This window comes from Jiangella muralis (genome assembly GCF_001270745.1).
Classification (GTDB): Bacteria; Actinomycetota; Actinomycetes; order Jiangellales; family Jiangellaceae; genus Jiangella; species Jiangella muralis.
Window position 1 is genome coordinate 289,631 of record NZ_KQ434756.1, and the last position, 25,965, is coordinate 315,595.

Here is a 25,965-nt window from a genome sequence, read left to right on the forward strand (position 1 = left end):
CTGCCCCGACCGAACCACCGCCGTCCGCACCCAACCCATAGCCGGCTGCGGCCGGCCGCCATCCACCTCAGTCCGGGACCACCAGCCGGAAGCCGACGCCGCGCACGGACACCACGCGCAGTTCGTCGACCACCAGCGCCAGCCGCCGCCGAAGCCGCTTCACCGCCGACACGACGGGGTCGGCGTCGCCCAGGTAGCGGGTCTTCCAGATCCGCGCCATCAGTTCCTCGAAGGTCCAGACCCGGCCGGCCTCCGTCGCGAGCGTCGCCAGCAGGTCGAACTCGCGGGCGCTCAGCGCGATGTCGACGTCGCTCCAGGTGACCTGGCGGGACACCAGGTCGACGCGGAGACAGCCGCGTTCGATGACGCGGTACTCGAGGTCCTCCATGCCGGCCGGGCTGTCGGGTATGCCCGTGTCGCCGACCAGCAGCCGGCGTGCCGCCTCGGAGTCCGGCGCGATCATCACGATGGCCCGCCGGTCGATCGCCTGGGCGATCGCGGTCGAGTCCTCCAGAGTCGTGCCGACACAGATGACAAATGGCGTGATCGCTTCAATGTATGGCGCTGCGGACACCATGCACCAACTCCCTGCAAATCGCCCCACCGATTGCTTGGCAGCATGACAGGTTTCACGACGGTTTGGTATGTCTCGCGGAATATTTCCGGTTAAATCCCGGGCATCCAGGAGTCAATCCCTGTGACATCGCCCGTCAACGGCCTCGATCTTGCCCTCGATCCGACCTTGTCGCCGGTAGCCGGACGTCGCGAGGATAGCGGCACCGCATTTCGGACACGTGTGACACGGTGCCCGGCCACCTCCCTCCGCCGTGTCGCGCCCACACAGGAGGTCCACCGTGCAGCTTCCAGCCCACCCAGTAGGAGGCCGACCGCGAGGTCCCGACGCGACGGCGAGTCCCACCAGGGAAAGACGAGCAGGTCGGCGATATCTCGCCGCAGTACTCTCGGTCTTCGCCTTGGTGTCGACGGTCCTGGCCGCCACACCGGCGCAGGCCGGATTCGACCGTCCGGCCGAGCCCGTGTCGAAGATCGAACCAGGCGTGTTCGACCCCGACGCCGTCAAGGACAGCGCCGACTTCTGGATCCGGTTCGGCTCGTCCGCGCGGACGACGTCCGCGTCGGCCATCGAGGACTGGACCGAACGTGGTCAGTTCGTGGTCGACCAGCTCAAGGCGACCGCCGACCAGTCGCAGGCCGCCGCCCGCAAGCTCCTCGACGAGCGCGGCGTCGGCTACGAGGCGCACTGGATCACCAACGCGATCCTGGTCGAGGACGGCAGCCGCGCCCTCGCCGAGCAGCTCGCCGCGCTCGACGGCGTCGAGCAGATCCGGGCGCCGCGCACCTACGACCAGCCCGAGCCGGTCGACGAGAAGGCGTCCGGCGGCATGGGCACGTCCGCCGTCGAGTGGGGCATCGCCAACATCAACGCCGACGACGTCTGGTCGCAGTACGGCGTCCGCGGCGAGGGCATCGTCGTCGCCAACATCGACAGCGGCGTCGACTACGACCACCCGGCGCTGGTCGAGCACTACCGCGGCAACAACGGCGGCAGCTTCGACCACAACTACAACTGGTTCGACGCCACCGGCAGCAGCGACACCCCGTTCGAGGGCGCCGGCAACTCGCACGGCACCCACACGATGGGCACGATGGTCGGCGACGACGGCAGCGGCAACCAGATCGGCGTGGCGCCCGGCGCGACGTGGATCGCGGCGAACGGCTGCAACACCTGCTCCGACGCCGACCTCATCGAGTCCGGCGAGTGGATGCTCGCGCCGACCGACCTGAACGGCCAGAACCCGGACGTGTCGCAGCGGCCGCACATCGTCAACAACTCGTGGGGGTCGAGGTTCCCGTCCAACGACCCGTTCATGGAGGACATCCTCATCGAGTGGGCGAACGCCGGCATCTTCGGTGTCTGGGCCAACGGCAACAGCGGCGATGCCTGCTCGAGCAGCGGCTCGCCCGGCAGCCGGACGATCAACTACTCCGTCGGCGCGTACGACTCGAACAACGCCATCGCCGACTTCTCCGGCCGCGGCCCCGGCCAGGACGGCGAGATCAAGCCGAGCATCTCCGCGCCCGGCGTGGCCGTGCGCTCGTCGATCGACGGCGGCGGCTACAACCTGCTGTCCGGCACGTCGATGGCCGCGCCGCACACGGCCGGCACCATCGCGCTGCTGTGGTCGGCCGCCCCGGCGCTGGTCGGTGACGTCGAGGGCACCCGCGCGCTGCTCGACCAGAGCGCCGTCGACGTCGAGGACCTCAGCTGCGGCGGCACCGCCGACGACAACAACGTCTGGGGCGAGGGCCGGCTCGACGCGCTCGCGCTGATCGACGCCGCGCCGACCGGCGAGACCGGCACGCTCACCGGCACCGTCACGGCGGCCGGCGCCCCGGTCGAGGGCGCCACCGTCGCCGTCGCCGGGCCGATGGAGCGGCAGACCACCACCGGCGCCGACGGCACCTACACGCTCACGCTCACCGCCGGCGACTACGACGTGACGGTGTCCGCGTTCGGCTACCAGACCGCGACGTCCACCGCCGCCATCACGGCCGACACCGCGACGACGCTCGACGTCGCGCTGGAGCCGGCCAGCAGCCACCCCGTCACCGGCACCGTCACCGACGCCCACTCCGGCGACCCGGTCGCCGGCGCCACCGTCAGGATCGACGGCGCGCCCGTCGACCCGGTCACGACCGGCGCCGACGGCACCTACGCGTTCGCGGCGGTCCCGGCCGGCTCGTACGAGCTGACCGCGGACGGCGGCAAGTGCGCCGATCCGCTCACGCAGGCGCTGACGGTCAGCGGGCCGTCGACGCTGGACTTCGCGCTGCCGAAGCGGGCCGACGGCTACGGCTACTTCTGCAGCACCGGCCCGTCGGCGTACGTCGAGGGCACCGACCCGGTGGCCCTGACCGGGGACGAGCAGACGGCGTCGGTCGCGCTGCCGTTCGACTTCCCGTTCTACGGCGAGAACTACGACACCGCGTACCTGTCCTCGAACGGGCACGTGAACTTCCTCGCGCCCGTCACCAACTACACGAACACGGCGCTGCCGAACGCGGCCGCGCCCAACGCCACGCTGGCGCCGTTCTGGGACGACCTCAACATCCAGGCCGGCGGCGGGGTCTACACCGGCACCGTCGACGGCGGGTTCGTCATCGAGTACCGCAACGTGTCGTTCTTCAACGTCGCGGACGTGCGGATCGACTTCAGCGTGACGCTGTACGAGGACGGCACCGTCACCTTCGCCTACCGCAACCTCGACCCGGCCCAGGCGCGCGAACTCGGCACCAGCGCGACCGTCGGCATCGAGAACGCGACCGGCACCGACGCCCTGCAGTACTCGTTCAACGAGGCCGCGTTGTCCGACGACACGGCCATCACGTTCGAGCTGCCGCCGAACGGGTCCGTCACCGGCACCGTCACCGACGCCAACGACGGCCTGCCGATCGAGGGCGCCACCGTGGCCGCCGTCGCACCCGACGGCACCGTCGTCCGGGAGGCGAGCACGGACGCGAACGGCGACTACGCCATGCAGCTGTTCTTCGGCGCCTACACGGTGCAGGCGAGCAGCGACGGGTACGACGGCGGCTCCGAGGACGTGCTGATCAACCAGGACGGCGAGGTCAACACCGTCGACTACGCGCTGCGCACCGGCGTCGCCGTCGTCGAGGCCGACGAGCTGTCCTGGACGATCACCGAGGGGCAGACCCGCTCCGGCGAGGTGACCATCACCAACACCGGCTCCGCGGACCTGGCCTGGGAGGCCACCGAGGTCGACCGCGGCACCGGCCGGCAGTCGCCCCCGACGCCGGCGCTGATGGGCAGCTCGGAGGCCGACCCGAACGCCACCAACGCGCTCGGCACGTACTCCAAGGAGCAGCTGGCCGACCTCGCGGCGCAGGACATGGCTCCGGCCGCGCCCGGCGACGTGGTGGCCGAGTGGCCGGCCACCGGGATCTCCGTCGCCTGGGGCGTCGGCTTCGACGGCGACGTCTGGGTGTCCGACCCCGACACCATCACCAACCACCAGTTCTCCACGTCCGGTGCGGCGGGCTCCGTGTTCCCGGGCAACTGGGGCGGCGCCTGGAACGGCGACATGGCGCTGGACTCCAGCACCGGCGCGATGTGCCAGGTCAACGTCGGCGGCGACAACGCGATCCACTGCTTCGACACCGCCGACGGCACCGAGCAGTACGTGATCTCGGGCACCCCGTGGACGACCAACTTCTCGCAGCGCGGCCTCGCCTACAACCCCGTCGACGACGTCTTCTACATCGGCGGCTGGAACGAGGGCATCATCTACACCGTCGCGGGCCAGTCCCACGCGGACCCGGGTGCCACCCTCGCCCAGTGCTCGACCGAGGACGCGTCCATCGCCGGCCTCGCCTACAACCCGACGGCCGACGTGCTGTGGATGGTCAACAGCTCGCTGACCACGTACATCTACCAGATCGACCCGTCGGACTGCGCCACGATCTCGGCGATCGAGTTCCCGGAGCAGGGCGAGGGTCCGGGCGCCGGCCTGGAGATGAACACCACCGGTGAGCTGTGGGCGACCAGCCAGCTGACCAACACGGCGTACCTCATCGACACCGGCGTGCCGAACGCCAGCGACGTGTCCTGGCTGTCGGAGGACCCGGCCGCGGGGACCCTGGCGCCGGGCGAGTCGGTGACCGTCACCGTCACGGCCGACAGCACCGGCCTCGCGGCGAATCGCTACGAGGCGACGCTGATGATCGCGACGAACGCCGGGCGGGTGCCGAGCCACCAGGTTCCGGTCTCGCTGCTGGTGCCCGCCTACCAGGTGGGCGTCAACGCCGGCGGCGCCGCCTACACCGACGGCGACCTGGACATGTGGCAGGCGGACCGGAAGTTCACCGCCGGCTCCTGGGGCTGGGTCGGCCAGCGCGTCGAGGTCTCGTCGACGAATCGCGCGATCGGCGGCACCGATGACGACACGATGTTCCAGAGCCGGCGGTCCGGCATCTTCGGCTACCGGTTCGACAACGTGCCCGCCGGGACGTACGAGGTGGAGCTCGGGTTCGCCGAGTTCCAGGCGAACATGATGCCCGGACGCCGCGTCTTCGACGTCAGCGTCAACGGCGCCTACGTGCTGGTCAACCACGACGTGGCCGCCGAGGTCCGCGGGCTGTGGGCGGACCAGCACACCGTCACCGTCGAGCACCAGGGCGGTCCGCTGAACATCCAGTTCCACGACCGCTTCGGCTACCAGCTGCCGATCGTCAACGCCCTGCGCGTGACCGACCGGCCCGACCTGTAGGAGGTTCGTCCGCCCATGATCATCGGCGATTCCTGGCGTCCTGACGCCAGGAATCGCCGATGATCGGCGTGTCCACTGCGCTAGAGGATGGGCGACGGGGTGTAGGCGGCCGCGACGGGATGGGCGGCGGCGATCTCGTCGACCCGGGCCACGACGGCGCCGACCTGGGCCCGCGCCGCGCCGGTGAACTCCAGCGGCGACCGCACCAGGGAGTCCAGGTGCGCGCGGTCCAGGCCCAGCCGCGCGTCCCCCGCCAGCCGGTCGAACAGGTCGTTCCGCGCCGCACCCTGCTCGCGCATGGCCAGTGCCACCGCGACGGCGTGCTCCTTGATGGCCTCGTGCGCCGTCTCGCGCCCGACGCCGGCCTTGACGGCGGCCATCAGCACGGAGGTCGTGGCGAGGAAGGGCAGGTAGCGGTCGAGCTCGCGGGCGATGACCGCGGGGTAGGCGCCGAACTCGTCGAGGACGGTGAGGAACGTCTCGAACAGGCCGTCGAGCGCGAAGAACGCGTCGGGCAGCGCGACCCGGCGCACGACCGAGCAGAACACGTCGCCCTCGTTCCACTGCGCGCCGGCCAGCTCGGCCGCCATCGACGCGTAGCCGCGGAGGACGACGGCGAGGCCGTTGACGCGCTCGCAGGAGCGGGTGTTCATCTTGTGCGGCATGGCGCTGGAGCCGACCTGCCCGGCCTTGAACCCCTCGGTGACCAGCTCCTGCCCGGCCATCAGCCGGACGGTGGTGGCCAGCGACGACGGCCCGGCGGCCACCTGGACCAGCGCCGACACGACGTCGTGGTCGAGCGAGCGCGGGTAGACCTGGCCGACGCTGGTGAACACCCGCTCGAACCCGAGGTGCCCGGCGATGCGCCGCTCCAGCTCCGCGAGCCGGGCATCGTCGCCGCCCAGGAGGTCGAGCATGTCCTGCGCCGTGCCGACCGGGCCCTTGATGCCGCGCAGCGGGTACCGCGCGATCAGCTCCTCGACCCGCTCGAACGCCACGACGAGTTCGTCGGCGGCCGAGGCGAACCGCTTGCCCAGCGTCGTCGCCTGGGCGGGGACGTTGTGACTGCGGCCGGCCATGACGGTGTCGGCGTGCTCGGCGGCGCGCGCGGCCAGCCGGACGAGGACGGCGACCATGCGGTCGCGGACGTGCTCGAGCGACAGGCGGATCTGCAGCTGCTCGACGTTCTCGGTGAGATCGCGGCTGGTCATGCCCTTGTGGACGTGCTCGTGGCCGGCCAGCGCGTTGAACTCTTCGATGCGCGCCTTGACGTCGTGCCGGGTGACCCGCTCGCGGGCGGCGATGGAATCGAGGTCGACGTCCTCGAGCACCGCCTGGTACGCCTCGACCACGCCGTCGGGGACGTCGACGCCGAGGTCACGCTGCGCCTGCAGCACGGCCAGCCAGAGCCGCCGCTCGAGGACGATCTTGTTCTGCTGCGACCACAACCGGGTCAGTTCCGGCGAGGCGTAGCGGGCGGCGAGGACGTCGAGGATCGCGGGCTTGTCGGGCACGACTCCATTCTCCCGCACGACGCCGCGCCGGTCGGCACCACCCGTTTGGAGATCGCCCGTTCGGGCACCACAAGGTCTGGAATGAGAAGAAGGAGGCACCATGGAGTTCCTGCTCTGGATCCTGGCCGTCATCCTCGTGATCGGGGGCATCATCTCGCTGGTCCGCGGCCAGTTGTTGTGGGGCATCGTGCTGATCGTCGTCGGCCTGCTGGTCGGACCCGGCGGGGTGAGCGTCTTCACCTGAGCCGCGGCACCTCGGCGAGAAACTCGCGCAGGACCGCCCGGATCCGCTTCGGCGGCATCCGGGCGGTCACGAACATCACCTGGGTGGCCGGCCCGTCGACGAAGACGTGCGGGTACTCCGCCCACGTCGCCACCCGCGGGTCGACATCCACCGGCTCGCCCTCGAACCCGGCCAGCGCGAACACCGCCTCGACGTAGAGGCGGCGCTGCTGCGCCTACGTGCTGCACACCGAGTTCCAGTTGGTCGGCTAGCATCCTAGCCATGGCCGACAAGGTGCAGTTCAACGTCTACCTGCCGCCGGACGTCGTCCGCGCCACGAAGCACCGCAGCATCGACGAGGAGCTGAGCCTGTCGGCGTTCGTCGAGAAGGTGTTGCGGGAGTACCTCGCCACCGCGGAGCAGGAGGACCCCCGATGACGCTCACCGTCCGCCCGGTCCGGCGCACGCCGCACGCCGACGCGTGGGTCCGGGTCGTCGAGGCGCTCGGCGGCGTCGTCACCGGCCGCGACGGCGACCGCGTCGACCTCGCGCTCGGGCACGGCCGGGTCGCGGTGGTCCGCGCCGACGAGTCCGGCGCCGAGCTGGGCTTCGAGGCGCCGGACCTGTTCGCCGTCGCCGCGGAATGCGAGCGCAACGGCCTGGCGACGGTGTCGGCCGGCGGCCGGCTGGAGGTCACCGGGCCCGACGGCCTGCGGGCGCACGTCGACGAGCGCTCGGAGGCCGCACCGCAGCCCGGCGCCGACCCCGCACTGTCGGCGCTGCCGCTCTGGTACTCGCCGGACGTGGCGGGCGCGGCCGGCGTGCTGGACCGCCTCGGCCTGACGGTGCGCATCGCCTCGCACGTCGGCGACTGGGTCGACTTCGTCGCGCCCGGCGGCGGGCTGGTGGCGGCGCACGGCGCCGACCGGCCGTCCGTGCAGCTCTCGTTCGAGTACGACGGCGACGTCCGCGCGCTGGCCGCCCGGCTGACCGCCCGCGGCCTCGCCGCGTCCGTCGTCGACGAGAACTACGGGCTCACCGTCCGGGTGCCCGACCCCGACGGCACGGGCGACATCTGGGTGAACCAGGTCCAGACCGACCTGCACGGATACCGTCGCGCCGGCTCGTAATCCGTCGCGGCCGGAATGTCGGGACGGCGCCGCGGGGTTGTCCCTGTGTATCCCCGACCCGAACCGAGGCACGCATGTCCCGACCGATTCGCATCGGTGTCCAGATCCAGCCGCAGCACGCCGACTACCGGGAGATCCGCCGCGCCGCCGCCGAGGCCGAGGACGCCGGCGTCGACATCGTCTTCAACTGGGACCACTTCTTCCCGCTGCGCGGCGAGCCCGACGGCAAGCACTTCGAGTGCTGGACCATGCTCGGCGCGTGGGCCGAGCAGACGTCACGGGTGGAGATCGGCGCACTGGTGAGCAGCGTCGGCTACCGCAACCCGGAGCTGCTGGCCGACATGGCCCGCACCGTCGACCACATCAGCGACGGCCGCCTCATCCTCGGCATCGGCGGCGGCTGGTTCCAGCGCGACTACGACGAGTACGGCTACGAGTTCGGCACCGCGGGCACCCGGCTGGACGACCTCGGCCAGGCGCTGCCGCGCATCAAGGACCGCTGGTCGAAGCTGAACCCGGCCCCGTCCCGCGACATCCCGATCCTCATCGGCGGTGGCGGCGAGAAGAAGACGCTGCGCCACGTCGCCGAGCACGGCACCATCTGGCACGCCTTCGGCGACGCCACCGTGCTGCGGCACAAGAGCGAGGTGCTGGACAACTGGTGCGCCACGGTCGGCCGCGACCCGGGCGAGATCGAGCGCTCGACGGCGGTCAGCGGACGGCCCGGCGCGGCCGCCGAGGCGCTCGTCGAACTGGGCATCAGCCTGTTCACCATCAGCGCGTCCGGCCCGCTCTACGACCTCGGCTCGATCAGCGCATGGGTGGAGTGGCGCGACCGCCACAACGCCGCCTGAGCCCGGGGCGGGACTCAGCGCCCGATGATCAGGCTCATCGCCTCGGCGCGGGTGGTGGCGTCGCGCAGCTGGCCGCGGACGGCGCTGGTGACCGTCTTGGCGCCCGGCTTGCGAACGCCGCGCATCGTCATGCACAGGTGCTCGGCCTCGACGACGACGATGACGCCAGCCGGCTTGAGCAACTCGACCAGGGAATTCGCCACCTGCGACGTGAGCCGTTCCTGCACCTGTGGGCGCTTGGCGTAGACATCGACCAACCGCGCCAGCTTGGACAGCCCGGCGATGCGGCCGGTCGGCCCGGGGATGTAGCCGACGTGGGCGAAGCCGTAGAACGGGACGAGGTGGTGCTCGCACATCGAGGCCAGCTCGATGTCCTTGACCAGCACCATCTCCTCGTGGCCCAGCTCGAACGTGGTGGTGAGGACGTCGGCGGGATCCTGGTGCAGGCCGCCGAACATCTCCTGGTACGCCCGCGCGACCCGCGAGGGGGTCTCGAGCAGCCCGTCGCGATCGGGGTCTTCGCCGATCGCGACCAGCAGCTCACGCACGGCCGCCTCCACCCGGGCGTGATCGAACTGCCCGGGTGGCTGCGTCGGCACCGGTTCGGCGTTCACTCCGTCAGCCCTCGACCGGGCCTTCGGGCTTCGGCATCGGCGGCAGCACCGGGATGGGCTCGGGCGCGACGGTGATGGCGGCCGGCTCCTCGGCGTGGTGGCCGTTGGTCGAGACCTTGATCGGGAACGCGACCGGGCCGCGCTCGGACGGCTTGCGCGTGGCCGAACCGGTCCACGCGGGTCGCCGCCCGTGCTTGCGGATCGGTGCGAAGACCTCGGCGACCTCTTCCTTGTTCAAGGTCTCGCGCTCGAGCAGCGCGATGACCAGGTGATCGAGGACCTCGCGGTTCTCGACCAGGATGTCGAAGGCCTCCTGGTGCGCGGTCTCGATGAGCTTGCGCACTTCTTCGTCGACGATGCCGGCAACGGTCTCGGAGTAGTCGCGCTCGTGGCCCATGTCGCGGCCGAGGAACGGCTCGGACCGGTCGGAGCCGAACTTGATGGCGCCGAGCCGCTCCGTCATGCCGTACTGGGTGACCATGCGCCGCGCCAGCGTCGTGGCCTTGTCGATGTCGTTGGCCGCACCCGTGGTGGGGTCGTGGAAGACCATCTCCTCCGCGGCCCGGCCGCCCATCATGTAGGCGAGCTGGTCGAGCATCTCGTTGCGCGTGGTGGAGTACCTGTCCTCGTCGGGCAGCACCATGGTGTAGCCGAGGGCGCCGCCACGCGGGAGGATCGTCACCTTGTGCACCGGGTCGGTGTGATGCAGCGCGGCCGCCACCAGAGCGTGCCCGCCCTCGTGGTAGGCGGTGATGCGCTTCTCGTCGTCCTTCATGATGCGCGAGCTCTTCTGCGGGCCCGCCACCACGCGGTCGATGGCCTCGTCCAGCGCCTGCGGCGTGATCTGCTTCTCGTTGCGACGCGCGGTCAGCAGCGCCGCCTCGTTCAGCACGTTGGCGAGGTCGGCGCCGGTGAAGCCCGGCGTGCGGCGCGCCACCGCGCGGAGGTCGGCGTCCTCGGTCAACGGCTTGCCCCGCGCGTGCACGCCCAGGATCTTCTCGCGGCCCTCGAGGTCGGGCGGCTCGACCGCGATCTGCCGGTCGAAACGGCCCGGGCGCAGCAGCGCGGGGTCGAGGATGTCGGGCCGGTTGGTCGCCGCGATCAGGATGACGTTGGTCTTGACGTCGAAGCCGTCCATCTCGACCAGCAGCTGGTTCAGCGTCTGCTCGCGCTCGTCGTGCCCGCCACCCATGCCGGCGCCACGGTGCCGCCCGACCGCGTCGATCTCGTCGACGAACACGATGGCCGGCGCGTTCTCCTTGGCCTCCTTGAACAGGTCACGGACCCGGGAGGCGCCGACGCCGACGAACATCTCGACGAAGTCGGAACCGGAGATGGAGTAGAACGGCACGCCCGCCTCGCCGGCGACCGCACGGGCCAGCAGCGTCTTGCCGGTACCGGGCGAGCCATACAGCAACACGCCCTTCGGGATCTTCGCGCCGACGGCCTGGAACTTGCCGGGCTCTTGCAGGAACTCCTTGATCTCGTGGAGCTCCTCGATGGCCTCGTTGGCGCCGGCGACGTCGGCGAACGTCGTCTTCGGCGCGTCCTTGCTGGCCAGCTTGGCGCGCGACTTGCCGAACTGCATGACGCGGCCGCCGCCGCCCTGCATCTGCGTCATGAAGAAGAAGATCAGCGCACCGAGGATCAGGAACGGCAGCAGCGTGCCGAGGATGCCCCACAGGATGCTCGGCTGCGGCACCTCGACGTTGTAGGACTCGAGCTTGGTGCCGCCCTCGTCGTGCAGCTCCTGCAGGGACTCCTGCAGCTGCAGGCCCTGGCCCTCGACGTACTGGGCGACGATCTTGGTGTCGTCGGAGTCGGCCAGCGTGAGCTCGATCTCCTGAGTCTCACCACCGGTGATCTTCGCGGACTTGACGTTGCCGGCCTCGATCTCGGAGACGATGCGAGCGGTGTCGACCTTCTCCGCGCCGCCGGCACGGTCGAGCACACTGCTCAGCACGACGGCGGCGAGCACGAAGACGAGCAACCAGATGAGTGGTCGCGTGAATCGCTTGGCGTTCATGATGCGAGACCTGCCGGCCTCGTACCTCCTGTGATCGGCTGCCTTCTGCACACGCCGCGAACGCCCGGCATGTCCACCAAAGGTGTCGGATCGTCCGACGATACCTTGCGCGGGCCTGCTCGACCATTCCGGCAGGTCGGTTACACGTTGAGAACGTCGCAGGTGAGCACCCGTGTTCCCGGGATGCCGGACAACTGCGTCACATCAGCTGTAGACGTGCGGCGCCAGCGTACCGACGACCCGCAGGTTGCGGTACCGCTCGGCGTAGTCGAGGCCGTAGCCGACGACGAACGCGTTGGGGATGTCGTAGCCGACATACCTGACGTCGACGGCGGTCTTCGCGGCCTCGGGTTTGCGCAGCAGCGTGCACACCTCGACCGACGCCGGACCGCGCGAGCGCAGGTTCGACACCAGCCACGACAGCGTCAGCCCGGTGTCGATGATGTCCTCGACGACGAGCACGTGGCGGTCGGTGATGTCGGTGTCGAGATCCTTGACGATGCGGACGACGCCGCTGGACCTCGTGCCCGACCCGTAGGACGAGATGGCCATCCAGTCCTGCTCGACGTGCCGCGACAGGTGCCGGCTGAGGTCGGCCATGACCATGACCGCGCCCTTGAGCACGCCGACGAGCAGGAGATCCTTGCCGTCGTAGTCACGCTCGATGGCGGCCGCCAACTCCGCCAGTTTGCCCTGGATCTCCTCCTCGGTGAGGAGGATCTTCTCGAGATCTCCGTCGACGTGTTCTGGATCCACCTCCGCAGCCTTTCACACGTCGCCCCGGCGGGCGCGGGGTGTGCGGGATGCTGCCGTGATCACGGTTGCTCGACGAAGTACAGGCGGCCGTCGCGGCGGGTGGCGCGCAGGCCGCCGGGGAGGTCGATGCCCGCCTGCCCGCGCCACGCCGTGACGAGCGCGTCGACGGCGGCGACGTGGGCGGCGGCGAGGTCGGTGGGCGGACTGCCGGCGGTGATCGCGGCCAGGCGCAGCACCCGCCAGCGGACGGCCTGCGGCAGCGCCGCCAGATCGACCACGGTCAGGGTGCCGACGGCGGCGGCTTGCGCGTCCAGCGCGTCCGCGTCGGCGCGGGCGAGACCGGCGGTGCGGGCCAGCGCCTCGGCGACACCCGGGCCGAGCTCGGCCTCGAGGACCGGCAGCACGCGGTGCCGGACCCGCGCCCGCGCATAGGCGGCGTCCTCGTTGTGGGGGTCGTCCCACGGCGTCAGTCCGGGCGGCAACGCAGCCCGCACCACGGCGCGGCGCAGCCCGAGCAGCGGCCGCCGCAGCAGGCCGGTGCGGGCGGCCATGCCCGACAGCGACCGCAGCCCCGATCCACGCGCCAGTCCCAGCAGCACCGTCTCGGCCTGGTCGTCCAGCGTGTGCCCTAGCAGCACCGCGGCCGCACCCACACGAGCGGCCGACGCCGTCAGGGCCGCGTACCGGGCCGCCCGCGCGTTGCCCTCGGGACCGTCCGGCCCGCGCGATGCGTCGAGGTGGACGGTGACGACGGGGTCCAGCCCCATGCCGCACAGCAGCGCCGCCGTCGACCGGGCCCGAGACGCCGACCCGGGCTGCAGCCCATGGTCGACGCAGACGGCGCCGGCCCGCAGCCCGGCGCGCGCAGCCACCCAGGCCGTCGACGCCGCCAGCGACAGCGAGTCGGCCCCGCCGGAGCAGGCCACCAGCACCGTCGAGCCGGCGGGCAGATCCGCGAGCGCCGTGCGCACGGCCCGCCGGACGTCGAGGTGCGGGTGCCCCATGGGTGCAGGATCAGCCGAGCGCCGGCTGGCCGTGCACCCGGCGCACCCAGGCGACGGGATCGGCGATCTCGTCCTTGGTCGGCAGCGTGGCCGGCGACTCCCAGATGCGGTTGAATCCCGGCATGCCGACGCGGCCGACGACGGCGTTGACGAACGCGGCGCCGTCGCGGTACTGACGCATCTTGGCGTCGAGGCCGAGCAGCCGGCGGATGGTGCGGTCGAGCCCGACCGACGAGTAGCGGCGGCGCTGGAACCGGCGCCGGATGGTCTCGACCGACGGGATGACGTCGGGCCCGACGCCGTCCATGACGACGTCGGCGTGCCCCTCGAGCAGCGACATGAACGCCGTGACGCGGTCGAGGACGGCCTTCTGCGCCGGCGTCTGCACGAGGTCGAGGACGGAGCCGCCGCCGTCGCCGGACCGGGCGGTCTCGCCGAGGGCCCGGACGGCGTCGCGGGCGCGGGTGAGAAAGGCGCCGGGGTCGACGTCGGTGGCCTCGACGAACGCCTCGATCTCGCCGGCGAGGTGGTCGCGCAGCCACGGGACCGCGGTGAACTGCACGCGGTGGGTCTCTTCGTGCAGCGTGACCCAGAGCCGGAAGTCGTGCGGGTCGACGCCCAGTTCGCGCTCGACGTGGACGATGTTCGGCGCGACCAGCAGCAGCCGGCCCTGCGCGCCGTCGTCGGGTCCGCCCAGCCTTCCGGCCCAGAACGGGTCGAACTGGCCGAGCACCTTGCTGGCCAGGAACGCCAGCAGCGCGCCGGTCTGCAGCCCGGTGACCTTCGGGCCGACCCGCTGGAACGGGGTGCGCTCGCGGTCCTTCTGCAGCTTGCGCTGCAGCGGCGCGATGATGGTGCGCATGCTCTGGGCGTTGGCCCGGGCCCAGTTGCCGCGGTCGACGACCACCAGCGGCGCGTAGCCGAGCGAGGCGTCGAGGCCGGTGAAGCCCTTGACGTGTGCCTCGGCCTCGGCGGCGAGCCGGCGCAGCTCCGCGACGGCCTCGCGGGCCTCGGAGTCGGTGACCGCCGGTCCGGGACCGGCCAGTCGTTGCGCCGTCGCGACCGCGAGGTCCCAGTCGACCATGTCGGGAGCAGCGTCAGCGGTCGTCATACGACCACGCTACGTCACCGATCGCCGGGCTGCGTCAGGCACAGCCACAGCCGGCCAGCGCGGCCGCGACGTCGTCGAGGGCGGCCCTCGCCTCCGTCGTGTTGCCGACGTCGTCGGCGAGCACCGCGAACGCGTACGGGACGCCGTCGGCGGCCACCACGACACCGGCCAGGGCGCTGACACCGGTGAGGGTGCCGGTCTTCGCGCGGACCAGTCCGGCCGCGGCGGAGTCGTCGAAGCGGTCGGCGAGCGTGCCGGTGAACGCGGCGACCGGCAGCCCGGTGACGACGGCGCGCAACTCCGGGTGGTCCGGCCCGGCGGCCAGGGCCAGCGTCTGCGTGATCAGCGTGGCCGGGACGGCGCTGCCGCGGGCCAGCCCGCTGCCGTCGAGCAGCGTCGCGCCGGACGCGTCCAGGCCGAGGTCCGCGAGCGTCGCGACGACGGCCGGACCAGCCGCCTCGGACGTTCCGGCCGCGCCGGACGCGAGCGCGACGTGCCGGGCCAGCACCTCGGCGCCGTCGTTGTCGCTGCTGGTGAGGATGTCCTCGACGACGGTCGCGAGCGGCGCGGACGCGACGGCGGCCAGCTCGGCGCCGTCGGCGGGCGCGGCGGCCTCGGCCGGGTCGCCGTCGACCGCGATGCCGTGGTCGGCGAGCAGGCCGGCGAACTCCTCGGCCGCGTCGAGCGGCGGGTCGGACGGCCGGTCCATGATGTCGGCGGCCAGCGCCGTCGTCGGTGACACGACGCTGGGGATGTAGCCGGGGCTCCAGTCGGGGTCCGCGGCCGGACCGCTGAACAGCGACGCGTCGTACGACAGCGTCACCGCCGACACCCCGGCGTCGGTCAGCGCCTGCGCCGTCGCCGCGGCGAGTTCGGCCAGCCGGGTGCCGGCGCCGTCGTCCTCAGCCGTGAGCGTGGGGTCGCCGCCGCCGACCAGCGTGACGGCGGACGGGTCCGGCCCGCTGACGACGCGGGTGGTGAACCGGTGGTCCGGACCGAGCGCGTGCAGCGCGGCGGCGCCGGTGAGGATCTTCAGCGTGCTGGCCGGTGTGTGCGGATCGGCGCCGGCGGTCTCGTAGGACGGCGTGCCGGTGACGAGGTCGACGACGCTGACCCCGACCCGCCCGCCCAGCCCGGCCGCGCCGAGCGTGGGCGCGAGCACGTCACCGACGGCCGGTTCACCGGTCGCGCCGGCGTCGGCCGGACCGGCCAGCACACCCGGCGCGGGCGACCACGCCGGAGCGGGCGCCGCCGCCGGGTGGAGCAGCGACGTCTCGGCCGCCGCGTCGTCGTCGATCCAGGGCAGGCCGGTGGTGCGGTCGAGCACGACGCCGGCGCCGGCGGCCAGCACGACCACGCAGCCCGTCGCAATCGCGACCCGCCCCCACATCGTCGCCCCCTCACCTGTTGACACGGCGGGAATCACCGTACGGGACACTGGACCCGACCAGCACATCGGGACGCTTTGAGGTAGGGACCTACAGGTGGAGTTCGACGTCACCATCGAGATACCGGCCGGGAGCCGCAACAAGTACGAAATGGACCACGAGACCGGCCGCATCAGACTCGACCGCCGGCTCTTCACGTCGACGCGCTATCCCCACGACTACGGGTTCATCGACGACACCCTGGGCCTCGACGGCGACCCGCTCGACGCCCTGGTGATCCTCGAGGAGCCGACATTTCCGGGGTGCCTCATCCGCTGCCGCGCCGTCGGCATGTTCCGGATGAAGGACGAGGCCGGCGGCGACGACAAGGTGCTCTGCGTACCGGCCGGCGACCCGCGGAAGGTCACCATCCAGGACATCGGCGACGTCCCCGAGTTCGACCGGCTGGAGATCCAGCACTTCTTCGAGATCTACAAGGACCTCGAGCCGGGCAAGTCGGTCGAGGGCGCCACGTGGGTCGACCGCGTCGCCGCCGAGGACGAGATCCAGGCCTCCCGCCAGCGGCTGATCGACTCGGGCGGCACGCACTGACCTTCTAGACGCGGCCGTAGAACGACGGGTCGACCCAGTAGAAGACGTTCTGGACCTCGACGTTCTTGCCCGGCCGCGGCGCGTGGATCATCTGGCCGCCACCGATGTACAGGCCCACGTGGTACACGCCGGAGGCCTGGCCGTTGTCGGACCAGAAGATCAGGTCGCCGGGGCGCAGGTCGGAGTACGAGACGCGGTCGACCGCCTGCGCCTGGGCGACGCTCCAGTGCGGCAGGCCGACGCCGCCGGCCTCCCAGGCCCGCATGGTGAGGCCGGAGCAGTCGAAGCTGTTCGGGCCGTCGGCGCCCCACTCGTACGGCTTGCCGACCTGGGCGTACGCGTAGTCGACGGCGGCCGCGGCACCGTTGGCCGGCGGGTCCGGCTGCTCGGGCTCTTCGGGCTCCTGGGTCGGCTCCGGGGTCGGTTCGACGGTGGGCCGCGGCGGCACCGGCGGTTCCGGCGGCGTCGTCGGCTGCGGCGGGCTCGGCTCCGTCGTCGGCTGCGGCGGGGTGGTCGGCTGCGTGCTCGGCTCGACCGGCACGGTCGGGTCGTCCGGCGGGCCGACCGACGGCTCGGTGGTCGGCTCCGGCGGGGCGGTCGGCTGCTGTTCCGCCAGCTCCTGCTCGGCCTGCTCCTGTTCGGCGGCGAGCGCGTCCTGACGCTGCTGCTCCAGTGCGACGGTGGTGCCGCGGGCCGCGGCGAGCTGGGTGACGGCCGCGCCGCGCTGCTCCTCGACGGCGGCGACGGCCTGCTCCTGCCCGGCGACGGCGGCCTCGGCGGCGGCTCGCGCGGTGTCGGCCTGCTCGGCCGCCGCGGACCGCTCCGCCAGCGCCGTCGCCGCCAGTGCCGCCGCGTCGTCGGCCTCCTGCCGGGCGTCGCGGGCCCGTTGCGCGATGGTGGCCTGCGAGCGGGTGACGGCGCGCAGGGCGCCCATGCCTTCGTAGAGCGCCTGCCCGTCCTCGGCGCCGAGCACCATGCCGACGCCGGCCAGCTGGCCGCCCTGGCTGTACGTCGCCGCGGCCATGCGGCCCAGCTCGACGCGGGCCCGCTCGGCCTCGGCCGCGCGCTGTTCCGCCGCCACGCGCGCCGTCGCCTCTGCCTCGGTGGCCTGCTCGAGCAGCACCCGGGCGCCGTTGTACGCCTCGATCGCCTTGGCCGCCGCGATGTACAGGGCGTCGACCTGCGCCGTCAGATCGGCCAGCCGTGCCTCCAGCGCCGCCACGCCGCCGGCGGCGGCCGCCTCGGCGTCGCGAGCGTCCTGCAGCTCGGACTCGGTGGGAACGGCCGGGTCGGCGTGCGCCGGCCCGACCACGCCGGCGGCCAGCGCGGTGGCCAACACCCCTGCCACGAACCGATTCCGCACTGACAACCTCCCCCGTACCTGGCGTCCCACGAAGCACAGTAGCCAAGAAAGTCACGGGAGAGAACAGGAACCACAAGAATTTCAGGAGTCACACGGCGTGTCGCCTTGACCAACTACATCCGTGTAATTCCAGTCCCCGCACCCTCCACCAAGTTGATCTTGGACCAACGGCGGTATCAATCGGGCATATCGCCCCGTGAGAGGTGCATTACTCCAAGATCAACTTCGGATGGGCGGCGCGGCGCGGCGAGCGGGCGACCAGTCGGGGCGGGGCGGCCAGTCGGGCGGTGCGGCAGGGCGGGCGGTGCGGCGGGCGTCAGTCGGTGGCGGGCGCCTCGTCCGTCCGGGGCGCCTGCACGCGCCGGAGCAGCGGCGACAGCACCAGCACGCTGCGGGTGCGGGCGACGAACGGCTCGGCGGAGATCTCCGTCAGGACGCGCTCGAAGTGCTGCATGCTCCCGGCGAAGACGTGCAGCATGGCGTCGGCGTCGCCGGTGACCATGAACGCCTCGACGACCTCCGGGTAGGCCTGGACGCGGCGGGCGATCTGCTCGCCGGTCGTGCGCGGGTTGCAGAACAGTTCGACGTACGCCTCGGTGCTCCAGCCGATCTCGGCCGGCTCGACCCTGACGGTGAACCCGGTGACGACGCCGCGGGCGCGCAACCGGTCGACGCGACGCTTGACGGCGGGCGCGGACAGGCTGACCTTCTGGCCGATGGCGCCGTAGCTGGCCCGGCCGTCGGCCATGAGGACCCGGATGATCCGCTCGTCCAGCGTGTCGAGTGTCATGGGTGGATCGTCCCCTTCCGCGCCGTCGCACGCAACGAATCGCCGATCGTTCGAGAACGGACGCAACGTTTCGCCCGCATGCGGCAATGAAACGATCTCGATCGCTACCGCCGCCGCGCTCTACCTTGGCGCTGTGACCGTGAACGACGCCACCGAGCTGACCCGGCTACCTCGACCCGGCCACCGCGTCGCGACCACCCGCGACTACGTGATGTGCCGGCCGGAGCATTTCGCCGTCCACTACTCGATCAATGTGTGGATGGATCCATCCCAGCCGGTCAACGTTGATCGTGCGTTGACCCAATGGGACGACCTGCGTGCGACGTACCAGCGGCTCGGGCACCGGGTGCACCAGCTCGACCCGCGGCCCGGCCTGCCGGACATGGTGTTCGCGGCGAACGGCGCGTTCGTGGTCGGCGACCGCGCGCTCGGCGCCCGGTTCCGCGAGCTGGTCCGGGCCGACGAGGCGCCCGCGCACCGGTCCTGGCTCGAGGGCGTCGGCATCGGCGTGACCGAGCCGGTCGCCGTCAACGAGGGCGAGGGCGACTTCGCGTGGGCCGGCGGGCGGATCCTGGCCGGCGCCGGGTTCCGCTCCGACCCTGCCGCGCACGCCGAGCTGGCCGCCGTCTTCGGCGTTCCCGTCGTGCCGCTGGAGCTGGTCGACCCGCGCTTCTACCACCTCGACACCGCGCTCGCCGTCCTCGACGCGACGACGATCGCGTACTACCCGCCAGCGTTCGCGCCGGCCAGCCAGGAGCTGCTGGCCGGGCTGTTCCCGGAGGCGATCGTCGCCACCGAGGCCGATGCGCTCGTGCTCGGGCTCAACGCCGTCAGCGACGGCCGGCACGTCGTCCTGGCCGCCCAGGCCGAGACGCTCGCCGACGCCGTCGCCCGGGCCGGGTTCGAGCCGGTTCCCGTCGACGTCTCCGAGTTGTTGAGGTCCGGTGGCGGCGTCAAGTGCGCCACTCTGGAACTGCACGCCCCCACCATCGCCGAGGAGCTCTCATGACGATCGCTGACCGCGAGGTCGCCAACGGCGGCGAGTTGCGCAAGGACAAGGGGGATCAGACGATGCAGGCCACCCGCACCCAGGACGCGATCGCCCTCGTCGAGAGCAGCACCGCGCACAACTACCACCCGCTCCCCGTCGTCGTCACCGAGGCCGAGGGCGCGTGGGTCACCGACGTCGAGGGCCGCCGCTACCTCGACTTCCTCGCCGCGTACTCCGCGGTGAACTTCGGCCACCGGCACCCGGAGATCGTCGCGGCCGTCAAGGCGCAGCTCGATCGCGTCACGCTGACCAGCCGCGCGTTCCACCACGATGTGCTCGGCCCGTTCGCCCGCGAGCTGGCCGACCTCGCCGGCAAGGAACTCGTGCTGCCGATGAACACCGGCGCCGAGGCGGTCGAGACCGGCCTCAAGGTGGCCCGCAAGTGGGGCTACGAGGTCAAGGGCGTGCCGGCGGACCAGGCGACGATCATCGTCGCGGAGGGCAACTTCCACGGCCGCACCATCAGCGTCGTCAGCTTCTCCACCGACCCGGTCGCGCGCACCCACTTCGGCCCGTTCACGCCCGGATTCCGGGTGGTCCCGTACGGCGACGCGGCGGCGATGGCGGCCGCGATCGACGACACGACGGTGGCGGTGCTGGTCGAACCGGTGCAGGGCGAGGCCGGCGTCGTCGTGCCGCCGCCCGGGTACCTGGCGGACGTGCGGCGGCTGTGCGACGAGCGGCAGGTGCTGTTCATCGCCGACGAGATCCAGTCCGGCCTCGGCCGCACCGGCACCACGTTCGCCTGCGAGCACGAGGGCGTCGTTCCCGACCTCTACCTGCTCGGCAAGGCGCTCGGCGGCGGCGTCGTCCCGGTGTCCGCGGTCGTCGGCAACCGCGACGTCCTCGGCGTCATCCACCCCGGCGAGCACGGCAGCACGTTCGGCGGCAACCCGCTGGCCTGCGCGGCCGGGCGCGCCGTCGTCGCGATGCTGACGACCGGCGAGTGGCAGCGGGCCGCCGTCGAGCTGGGCGCGCACCTGCACGCGCGGCTCGGCGAGCTGATCGGGCGCGGGGTGGTCGAGGTGCGCGGGCGCGGGCTGTGGGCCGGCGTCGACATCAACCCTGAGCTGATGAGCGGCCGCGAGGCGTGCGAGGCGCTGTTGGCCGAGGGCGTCCTCGTCAAGGACACGCACGGCTCGACCATCCGGTTCGCGCCGCCGCTCGTGGTGACGCGCGACGAGATCGACCTCGCGGTCGACGCGCTCGGCCGGGTGCTGGCGGCGCGCGGGGCGTGACGTGCGCCACGTCGCGACCGAGGACACCTGCCGGACACCTGACAGGCGTACGGTGACCCGGTGCCGAAGAAGCCCGACGACGAGGTCACCGTTCTCCGCGTCAACCCCGCCGTCTGGGCGCAAGCCTTGAAGGCCGCTGACGGCGACGCCCGACGCATCGAGATCCGCGGCGAGTTCGACGTCGTCGTGCACAACGAGCCACTGCCACCCGGTGAGCGGGTGAACCGCACGCCGTGAACCGCCGGCTGCTGCTCGCGATCTCCGCCCTCGTCGTCATCGTGGCGGCAGTCGCGGTCGTCGTGGTGACCCGCGACGACGGCGACACCACCGACACCGCGGACGGTGCGGCCGACCTCGCCGCCGTGCTCAGCGACGAGCAGCGGGAGCTGCTCGACCGCGCGGTCCCCGGTCCCGACTGCCCGGACCAGCCGATCGCCGCGCCCGGCGACGACACGCTGGTCGCCCTGGACGTGCTGCGCGTCGACGAGGACGACTGCCTCGTCGCGACCACCGAGTACGTCGCGACCGGCGAGGTCGATCGGCGGCGGGCCGAGCTGCTGGAGGAGCCGGGCGTCGTCGCCGCCGGCGTGGTCCGCGAGGTCGCCGTCGACGCGGAGGACGACCGCCGCCACGACCAGTGGGCGCTGGACCGGCTCGGCGCCGAGAAGGGGTCGCCCGAGCTGCCCTGGCCGGACGGCGACGGCGCCGTGCTGGCGATCCTCGACACCGGCATCGACGAGACGCACCCGGACCTCGGCGACGCCGTCGTCGAACGCCGCCACTACCCAGGTGAGGGCGCTCACGACCCGGACGGCCACGGCACGCACGTCGCGGGCATCGCGTCCGCCCGTCGCGACAACGGCGGCATCGTCGGGGTCGCGCCGCGGGTGAGCGTCCTCGACGTGCCAGTGCGCCTGAAGGATACCAACGACGTCGGTCCGAGCTGGCCGACCGGACTGGTCTGGGCCGTCAACCACGGCGCCGACGCGGTCAACATGTCCTTCGGCGGGCCGATTCCGGAGTCGCCCGACGTCGAGGAGCTCCAGGACCTGGACGTCGAGGCGGCGGCGGTGTACTTCGCCGTCAGCAGCGACGTGGTCGTGGTCTCGTCCGGCGGCAACTGCGGCCCGTCGCCGCTCACCGACTGCGACGAGCACAACCAACTGCAGACTCCGGCCGCCCTGCCGGACGTGATCGCCGTCGGCGCGGTCCAGGAGGACTTCGACCTCGCCGGGTACTCCACGCGCAACGAGTACATCGACATGGTCGCGCCGGGCGGCGGTGACCTGCGCAACGCCGTCCTGTCCACCTACCCCGGCGGCGGGTACAAGGCGATTCAGGGCACGTCCCAGGCCGCGCCGCACGTCGCCGCCGCGGCCGCGTTGATCCGGGCAGCCGCGCCGGAAGCGCCCGGCGGCGGGATCGCGCACGCGTTGGTCGACACCGCCGACCTCGACCCGCTGGACGAGGAGGACCGGCTAGGACTCGGCGTGGGCCACGGCTTCCTGGACATCACCGGCGCGCTGGAGCAGGTCCTGGACAGCGAGCCGCCCTCGACGCCGTCGGCCGACCCGTCCGAGGCCACACAGGCCGTGTTCGTGCAGGACGACGTCGTGTTCGCGTTCGACGGCGGCAGCGTCCAGCGGGTCCGCGAGCTCGACCCGGGCGTGCGGCTGCGTTGGGTGGACTGGTCGTCGGACCGGTCGACGCTGTTCGGCGCCGACGACGGTGAGCTGTTCTCGTGGACCGGCGCGGACGAGACCCTGGTCGAGATGCCATGCGGCTGGTGCTCGGACGACGGCGTCACCCCCGCCTATCTCGAGGACGCCACCGTCGACGGCGAGGCCGGTGACTTCGTGGTCGGCATGGACTACTCCGGGGTCCTCACCTGGTACGACGCCGCGACCCTGGACGAGGTCACGACGACGACGCCGACGTTCCCCGCCGACGCGGTCGGGTCGAAGACGCTGCTCGGGACGGTCGGCGGACAGCTGCTCGTGCACGAGTCGGGTGGTGCGCAGGCGTCCGAGCGGATCTGGCTGCTGGACCCGGCATCCGGCAGCGCCGAGTTGTCGCACGACGTCATGGGCTCGCGGCAGGCGCCGATCGCCGTCACGGCCGACGGCGGGCAGGTGGCCGTCGTCACCGGCTATGGGGCGTGCGGCGCCGAGGTCACCGTCCTCGACGGCGCCGGTCTGACGGAGGTCGCCACCGCGACGGTGCCGGACGGGCTGATCGTCGAGAACGTGTTCTTCAACGGTGCGTCGCTCTTCGCGACCATGGAGGAGGCCGCGAGCGACTGCTCCGCCCTCCAGCCCAGCGGCCTGTGGCGACTCGACGCCGGCCAGTGGCAGGAGGTCGACCCCGGCCCCGTCGGCGCCAGGCCGCTGGAAGGCGTCGACGAGACCTGGCTGGTCGCCGGCGCCGACGGTCAGGGCGTGTTCGCCCCGCCGCTGGCCGGCAACGGGCTGGACGGCCAGCTGGGCGCCATCACCGCCGGACCGTGGGCGACGCCGACCCGCACCGAGGTGCCCTGGCCCACGAGGTAGCGCTGTCACAGGAGCGGGCCGGCGGCGACCTTCGGTGGTGTGAGCGGGCCGGGCCAGAGCGTGCTGCGTCAGGCGGTGGAGTCGTTGCTGCGGGCCTGCGCCGACGCCGAACGCGACCTCCATGAGGTGAGCGCCCGCGTTGCCCAGTCCGCCCGGCGACCGTCCGAGACCGCCCGCGCCGCACGGCACCCACTCGCCCGGCGCGCCGCCGACGACGTGGCGGGGCATGCCGCCGCCGTGCCCGCCGAGCTGACGGCGCTGGCCACCGCCACCCGCATGGCGATCGCCACCGAAGTGCACGCCCTGCTCGACCTCCTCGCCGTCGGCCACCACCACCTGGACCCGCTGCCGCCGCTCGACACCGCCCGGCTCCGCGTCGCCGGAGATCCCGCCTTCCTCTCGGCCTTCTCCGACGGTTTCGCCCGCTCCTACGTCGCCACCGTCCTCGGCGACCAGTCCCGTGGTCGCGCCACCTCCAAGGCCGCCGCCGCCGCCCATCCGCACACCGAGCAGGCCGACATCGACGCGGCCCGCGACCGCATCGTGGCGGCGGTCGCGCCGGAACATCGCGACCTCGTGCGGACGTGGCTCTCCCACCCCGACTGCCATGCGGTCCAGGTCCACGGTCCCCAGGTCGGCGACCGCGACCTCGAACTCCGCGCCGGCTGGACCCGCCCACCCGACCACGGCACCGACGGCGCCGACTCCTGGCGCGTCCGCGACGACGGCAAGGTCGTGTCGCGACACCGGGCCGGCACGGAGGCGAGCCGATTCACCTCGCCCGAGTCGTTCGCGCGCCCGCTCGACGCATTCTTGACCCACGCCGACCGGTACCCGGGCGGCCTCGGCGGACTGTTCGCCGACCACGCCGACGACGGCGCCGTTGCGTTCTTCCTGCCTGCGGACACCGCGGGTCTACGCCCGGCCGACGCGTCCGGCTTCCGAGGTACTGGGACGGACACCGACGAGTCCGCCCGAGACTGGGTCCGGGTGCGAGCCGATGCCATGCGCAGGGAAGGTGAATGTGCGCCGCCGGTCCGGACCCTGGCGTTCGACCCGCTCGTCGATGGCACCGACCCGGGTGTCCGGCTGGTCTTCCGAGAGCGACCGAACGGCTGGACCTTGACCACGTACTATCCGACTTCAGCACCCGGACCCGACAACGTACGCCTGGAGAACCCCGCGTGATCCCACGGACCAAGGACTTCGCCAGGTACATCGGGACCTGGTTCGACACCACCGACTCCGCCGACATGTACGTCGAGGCCTGTGAGCGTGCCCCCCAGCGGCTCGCTGAGGACGCCGACGGCAGCTTCCGGGCCATCCGTGACGAGCTCGCCGTGCACGTCCGCGACTCGTCGTACCCGCCGCTGCCGAACTCGTCCCAGTGGGCGACCGACGAGTGGTTGCGCGATCTCTGGTACGACGTCTTCGGCCCCGAGGCGCCTCCCGGCGACCCGTATCCCGTTCCGGCCGGGGACTGGGGAACGACCCGTCTGACCACGTACATGCTGCACGCGGTCGACGAGGACGAGGAGGGTAGCAGCGCCGGTGCGGCGGCGTGGCTGGCCGCCCGCGCGCTGACCGCCCGGGGCGTGTACGACGCCATCTCCGCCGAAACCGTGCGCCGCCCCGAGCCAGACGGCTACGCCGACCGTCTCCGCCGCCTCGCCGACGCCGGGCTCCGCGAGCAGCAGCCATGATCATCAACCTTCTGTGCTGCTATCACGACACAGAAGGTTGATGATCATGGGGTGACGGCGACCGCGGCGCGGTAGCGGTCGGCGATCAGCCGGGCCACCAGGGGGTGCGGCCCGATCGGCGGGGCGACGATGTCGGCGCCGGAGGTGGTGAGGCGCTGCTGGAAGAGGCCGGGCGCGAGCAGGTAGGACGCCACGCCGACGGTCGGGTGGCCGGCGCCGCGGAGGGACGTGACCGCGTCGGGCACCGACGGCGAGGCGGTCGTCACGAAGGCCGGCAGGACCGGACGGGACAGCGCCGACGACAGCAGCGACGCCGCGACGGAGACCTCGGCCAGCGCCGACGGGTCGGACGAGCCGGCGGCGGCCAGGACCACGGCGTCGGGCAGCTCAACGGAAGCCGACCGCAGCCGATCCTCCACCGCCGCGACGATCGCCGGGTCCGGGCCGAGCGCCGGCGTGACGACCGCGCGCCCACCGTCCGCCGCCACGGCAGAGGGCACGTCCACCCGCACGTGATACCCCGACGCCAGGAACATCGGCACGACGACCGCGCGCGACCCGGCGGGCACGGACGCCAGCACGTCAGCCAGCGTCGGCCCGATCACGTCCACGTAGGCCACCTGCACGTCGACTCCGGGCAGCAGCTCGCGGACCCGATCGAGCAGCGCGGCCAGCACGACGGGGCCTTCGGGGGCGCGGGTCCCGTGCGCCACGGCGATGAGAGTCACAGGACAAGTCTGCGCGATGTTCG

General features: G+C 72.3%; 24 protein-coding genes. 12 read left to right on the forward strand and 12 right to left on the reverse strand.

What is annotated here, in order from left to right; genetic code table 11:
* Positions 1-67 precede the first annotated feature (67 nt).
* On the reverse strand, positions 68-577 hold the full coding sequence (locus tag ACW62_RS13275) for a winged helix-turn-helix domain-containing protein (RefSeq protein ID WP_053204568.1): 510 nt from the start codon (positions 575-577) through the stop codon (positions 68-70).
* Positions 578-977: 400 nt separating this feature from the next.
* On the opposite strand from ACW62_RS13275, the gene ACW62_RS13280 reads away from it, so the two are divergent.
* Positions 978-5,309, forward strand: a complete 4,332-nt coding sequence (locus ACW62_RS13280) for a carboxypeptidase regulatory-like domain-containing protein (RefSeq protein WP_053204569.1) — start codon at positions 978-980, stop codon at positions 5,307-5,309.
* An 80-nt stretch (positions 5,310-5,389) separates the two neighbouring features.
* Here the strand turns inward: ACW62_RS13280 and purB are convergent, their stop codons facing one another.
* On the reverse strand, positions 5,390-6,823 hold the full coding sequence (gene purB / locus ACW62_RS13285; RefSeq protein WP_053204570.1) for an adenylosuccinate lyase: 1,434 nt from the start codon (positions 6,821-6,823) through the stop codon (positions 5,390-5,392).
* A 100-nt stretch (positions 6,824-6,923) separates the two neighbouring features.
* On the opposite strand from purB, the gene ACW62_RS34735 reads away from it, so the two are divergent.
* A complete protein-coding gene (locus tag ACW62_RS34735; protein ID WP_169792050.1) occupies positions 6,924-7,067 on the forward strand; it encodes a GPGG-motif small membrane protein in 144 nt (47 codons plus the stop codon).
* Here the strand turns inward: ACW62_RS34735 and ACW62_RS13290 are convergent.
* Positions 7,060-7,251 (reverse strand): hypothetical protein, encoded by a 192-nt coding sequence (locus tag ACW62_RS13290; RefSeq protein WP_053204571.1) that lies wholly within the window; start codon positions 7,249-7,251, stop codon positions 7,060-7,062. The genes ACW62_RS34735 and ACW62_RS13290 overlap by 8 nt on opposite strands.
* Before the next feature lie 77 nt (positions 7,252-7,328).
* Here ACW62_RS13290 and ACW62_RS13295 point away from each other — a divergent pair, with 77 nt between their 5' ends.
* From ACW62_RS13295 to ACW62_RS13305, 3 genes are all read left to right on the forward strand, one after another.
* Positions 7,329-7,484 (forward strand): ribbon-helix-helix domain-containing protein, encoded by a 156-nt coding sequence (locus ACW62_RS13295; RefSeq protein WP_053204572.1) that lies wholly within the window; start codon positions 7,329-7,331, stop codon positions 7,482-7,484.
* A complete protein-coding gene (locus ACW62_RS13300) occupies positions 7,481-8,176 on the forward strand; it encodes a hypothetical protein (RefSeq protein WP_053204573.1) in 696 nt (231 codons plus the stop codon). Before ACW62_RS13295 ends, ACW62_RS13300 begins: the two co-directional genes overlap by 4 nt.
* Positions 8,177-8,250: 74 nt before the next feature.
* Positions 8,251-9,030, forward strand: coding sequence for an LLM class F420-dependent oxidoreductase (locus ACW62_RS13305; protein WP_053204574.1), 780 nt, complete (start codon positions 8,251-8,253; stop codon positions 9,028-9,030).
* A 14-nt stretch (positions 9,031-9,044) separates the two neighbouring features.
* Here ACW62_RS13305 and folE read toward each other — a convergent pair whose 3' ends face one another.
* The 6 genes from folE to dacB form a co-directional block, all read right to left on the reverse strand.
* Positions 9,045-9,644, reverse strand: coding sequence for a GTP cyclohydrolase I FolE (gene folE, locus ACW62_RS13310; protein WP_053204575.1), 600 nt, complete (start codon positions 9,642-9,644; stop codon positions 9,045-9,047).
* Between the two features lie 4 nt (positions 9,645-9,648).
* Positions 9,649-11,670 carry an ATP-dependent zinc metalloprotease FtsH gene (ftsH, locus tag ACW62_RS13315; protein ID WP_053204576.1) on the reverse strand — a complete coding sequence of 674 codons (2,022 nt, stop codon included), beginning with the start codon at positions 11,668-11,670 and terminating at the stop codon, positions 9,649-9,651.
* 204 nt (positions 11,671-11,874) lie between these two features.
* On the reverse strand, positions 11,875-12,426 hold the full coding sequence (gene hpt / locus ACW62_RS13320) for a hypoxanthine phosphoribosyltransferase (RefSeq protein ID WP_053204577.1): 552 nt from the start codon (positions 12,424-12,426) through the stop codon (positions 11,875-11,877).
* 59 nt (positions 12,427-12,485) lie between these two features.
* Positions 12,486-13,430, reverse strand: a complete 945-nt coding sequence (gene tilS, locus ACW62_RS13325) for a tRNA lysidine(34) synthetase TilS (RefSeq protein WP_053204578.1) — start codon at positions 13,428-13,430, stop codon at positions 12,486-12,488.
* A gap of 10 nt (positions 13,431-13,440) precedes the next feature.
* Positions 13,441-14,541: a zinc-dependent metalloprotease gene (locus ACW62_RS13330; protein ID WP_205629320.1), complete on the reverse strand. Its 1,101-nt coding sequence runs from the start codon at positions 14,539-14,541 to the stop codon at positions 13,441-13,443.
* A 34-nt stretch (positions 14,542-14,575) separates the two neighbouring features.
* Positions 14,576-15,931: a D-alanyl-D-alanine carboxypeptidase/D-alanyl-D-alanine endopeptidase gene (dacB, locus tag ACW62_RS13335; RefSeq protein ID WP_083459712.1), complete on the reverse strand. Its 1,356-nt coding sequence runs from the start codon at positions 15,929-15,931 to the stop codon at positions 14,576-14,578.
* 94 nt (positions 15,932-16,025) lie between these two features.
* Here dacB and ACW62_RS13340 point away from each other — a divergent pair, with 94 nt between their 5' ends.
* Positions 16,026-16,520 (forward strand): inorganic diphosphatase, encoded by a 495-nt coding sequence (locus tag ACW62_RS13340; RefSeq protein WP_053204581.1) that lies wholly within the window; start codon positions 16,026-16,028, stop codon positions 16,518-16,520.
* Positions 16,521-16,524: 4 nt separating this feature from the next.
* On the opposite strand, the gene ACW62_RS13345 is transcribed toward ACW62_RS13340, so the two are convergent.
* Together ACW62_RS13345 and ACW62_RS13350 are read right to left on the reverse strand one after the other, a co-directional pair.
* Positions 16,525-17,868 (reverse strand): C40 family peptidase, encoded by a 1,344-nt coding sequence (locus tag ACW62_RS13345; protein ID WP_157574724.1) that lies wholly within the window; start codon positions 17,866-17,868, stop codon positions 16,525-16,527.
* A 331-nt stretch (positions 17,869-18,199) separates the two neighbouring features.
* Complete coding sequence (locus tag ACW62_RS13350) at positions 18,200-18,673, reverse strand: Lrp/AsnC family transcriptional regulator (protein ID WP_053204583.1); 474 nt, start codon at positions 18,671-18,673, stop codon at positions 18,200-18,202.
* 211 nt (positions 18,674-18,884) lie between these two features.
* On the opposite strand from ACW62_RS13350, the gene ddaH reads away from it, so the two are divergent.
* The 6 genes from ddaH (at position 18,885) to ACW62_RS13375 (ending at position 25,214) form a co-directional block, all read left to right on the forward strand.
* Positions 18,885-19,682: a dimethylargininase gene (gene ddaH / locus ACW62_RS13355; RefSeq protein ID WP_053204631.1), complete on the forward strand. Its 798-nt coding sequence runs from the start codon at positions 18,885-18,887 to the stop codon at positions 19,680-19,682.
* A 62-nt stretch (positions 19,683-19,744) separates the two neighbouring features.
* The gene (gene rocD, locus ACW62_RS13360; protein WP_053204632.1) at positions 19,745-20,962 is read left to right on the forward strand and encodes an ornithine--oxo-acid transaminase; all 1,218 of its coding nucleotides are present in this window, start codon (positions 19,745-19,747) and stop codon (positions 20,960-20,962) included.
* A gap of 60 nt (positions 20,963-21,022) precedes the next feature.
* Positions 21,023-21,199: a hypothetical protein gene (locus ACW62_RS34005; RefSeq protein WP_157574725.1), complete on the forward strand. Its 177-nt coding sequence runs from the start codon at positions 21,023-21,025 to the stop codon at positions 21,197-21,199.
* Positions 21,196-23,511, forward strand: coding sequence for a S8 family serine peptidase (locus ACW62_RS13365; RefSeq protein ID WP_053204584.1), 2,316 nt, complete (start codon positions 21,196-21,198; stop codon positions 23,509-23,511). The genes ACW62_RS34005 and ACW62_RS13365 overlap by 4 nt, the downstream gene beginning before the upstream one ends.
* Positions 23,512-23,550: 39 nt before the next feature.
* Complete coding sequence (locus tag ACW62_RS34010) at positions 23,551-24,699, forward strand: hypothetical protein (protein WP_053204585.1); 1,149 nt, start codon at positions 23,551-23,553, stop codon at positions 24,697-24,699.
* On the forward strand, positions 24,696-25,214 hold the full coding sequence (locus tag ACW62_RS13375) for a hypothetical protein (RefSeq protein WP_053204586.1): 519 nt from the start codon (positions 24,696-24,698) through the stop codon (positions 25,212-25,214). Before ACW62_RS34010 ends, ACW62_RS13375 begins: the two co-directional genes overlap by 4 nt.
* A 44-nt stretch (positions 25,215-25,258) precedes the next feature.
* Here ACW62_RS13375 and ACW62_RS13380 read toward each other — a convergent pair whose 3' ends face one another.
* Entirely contained in the window at positions 25,259-25,942 is a 684-nt protein-coding gene (locus tag ACW62_RS13380; RefSeq protein ID WP_053204587.1) for a sirohydrochlorin chelatase, read from the reverse strand.
* Between the last annotated feature and the right edge of the window lie 23 nt (positions 25,943-25,965).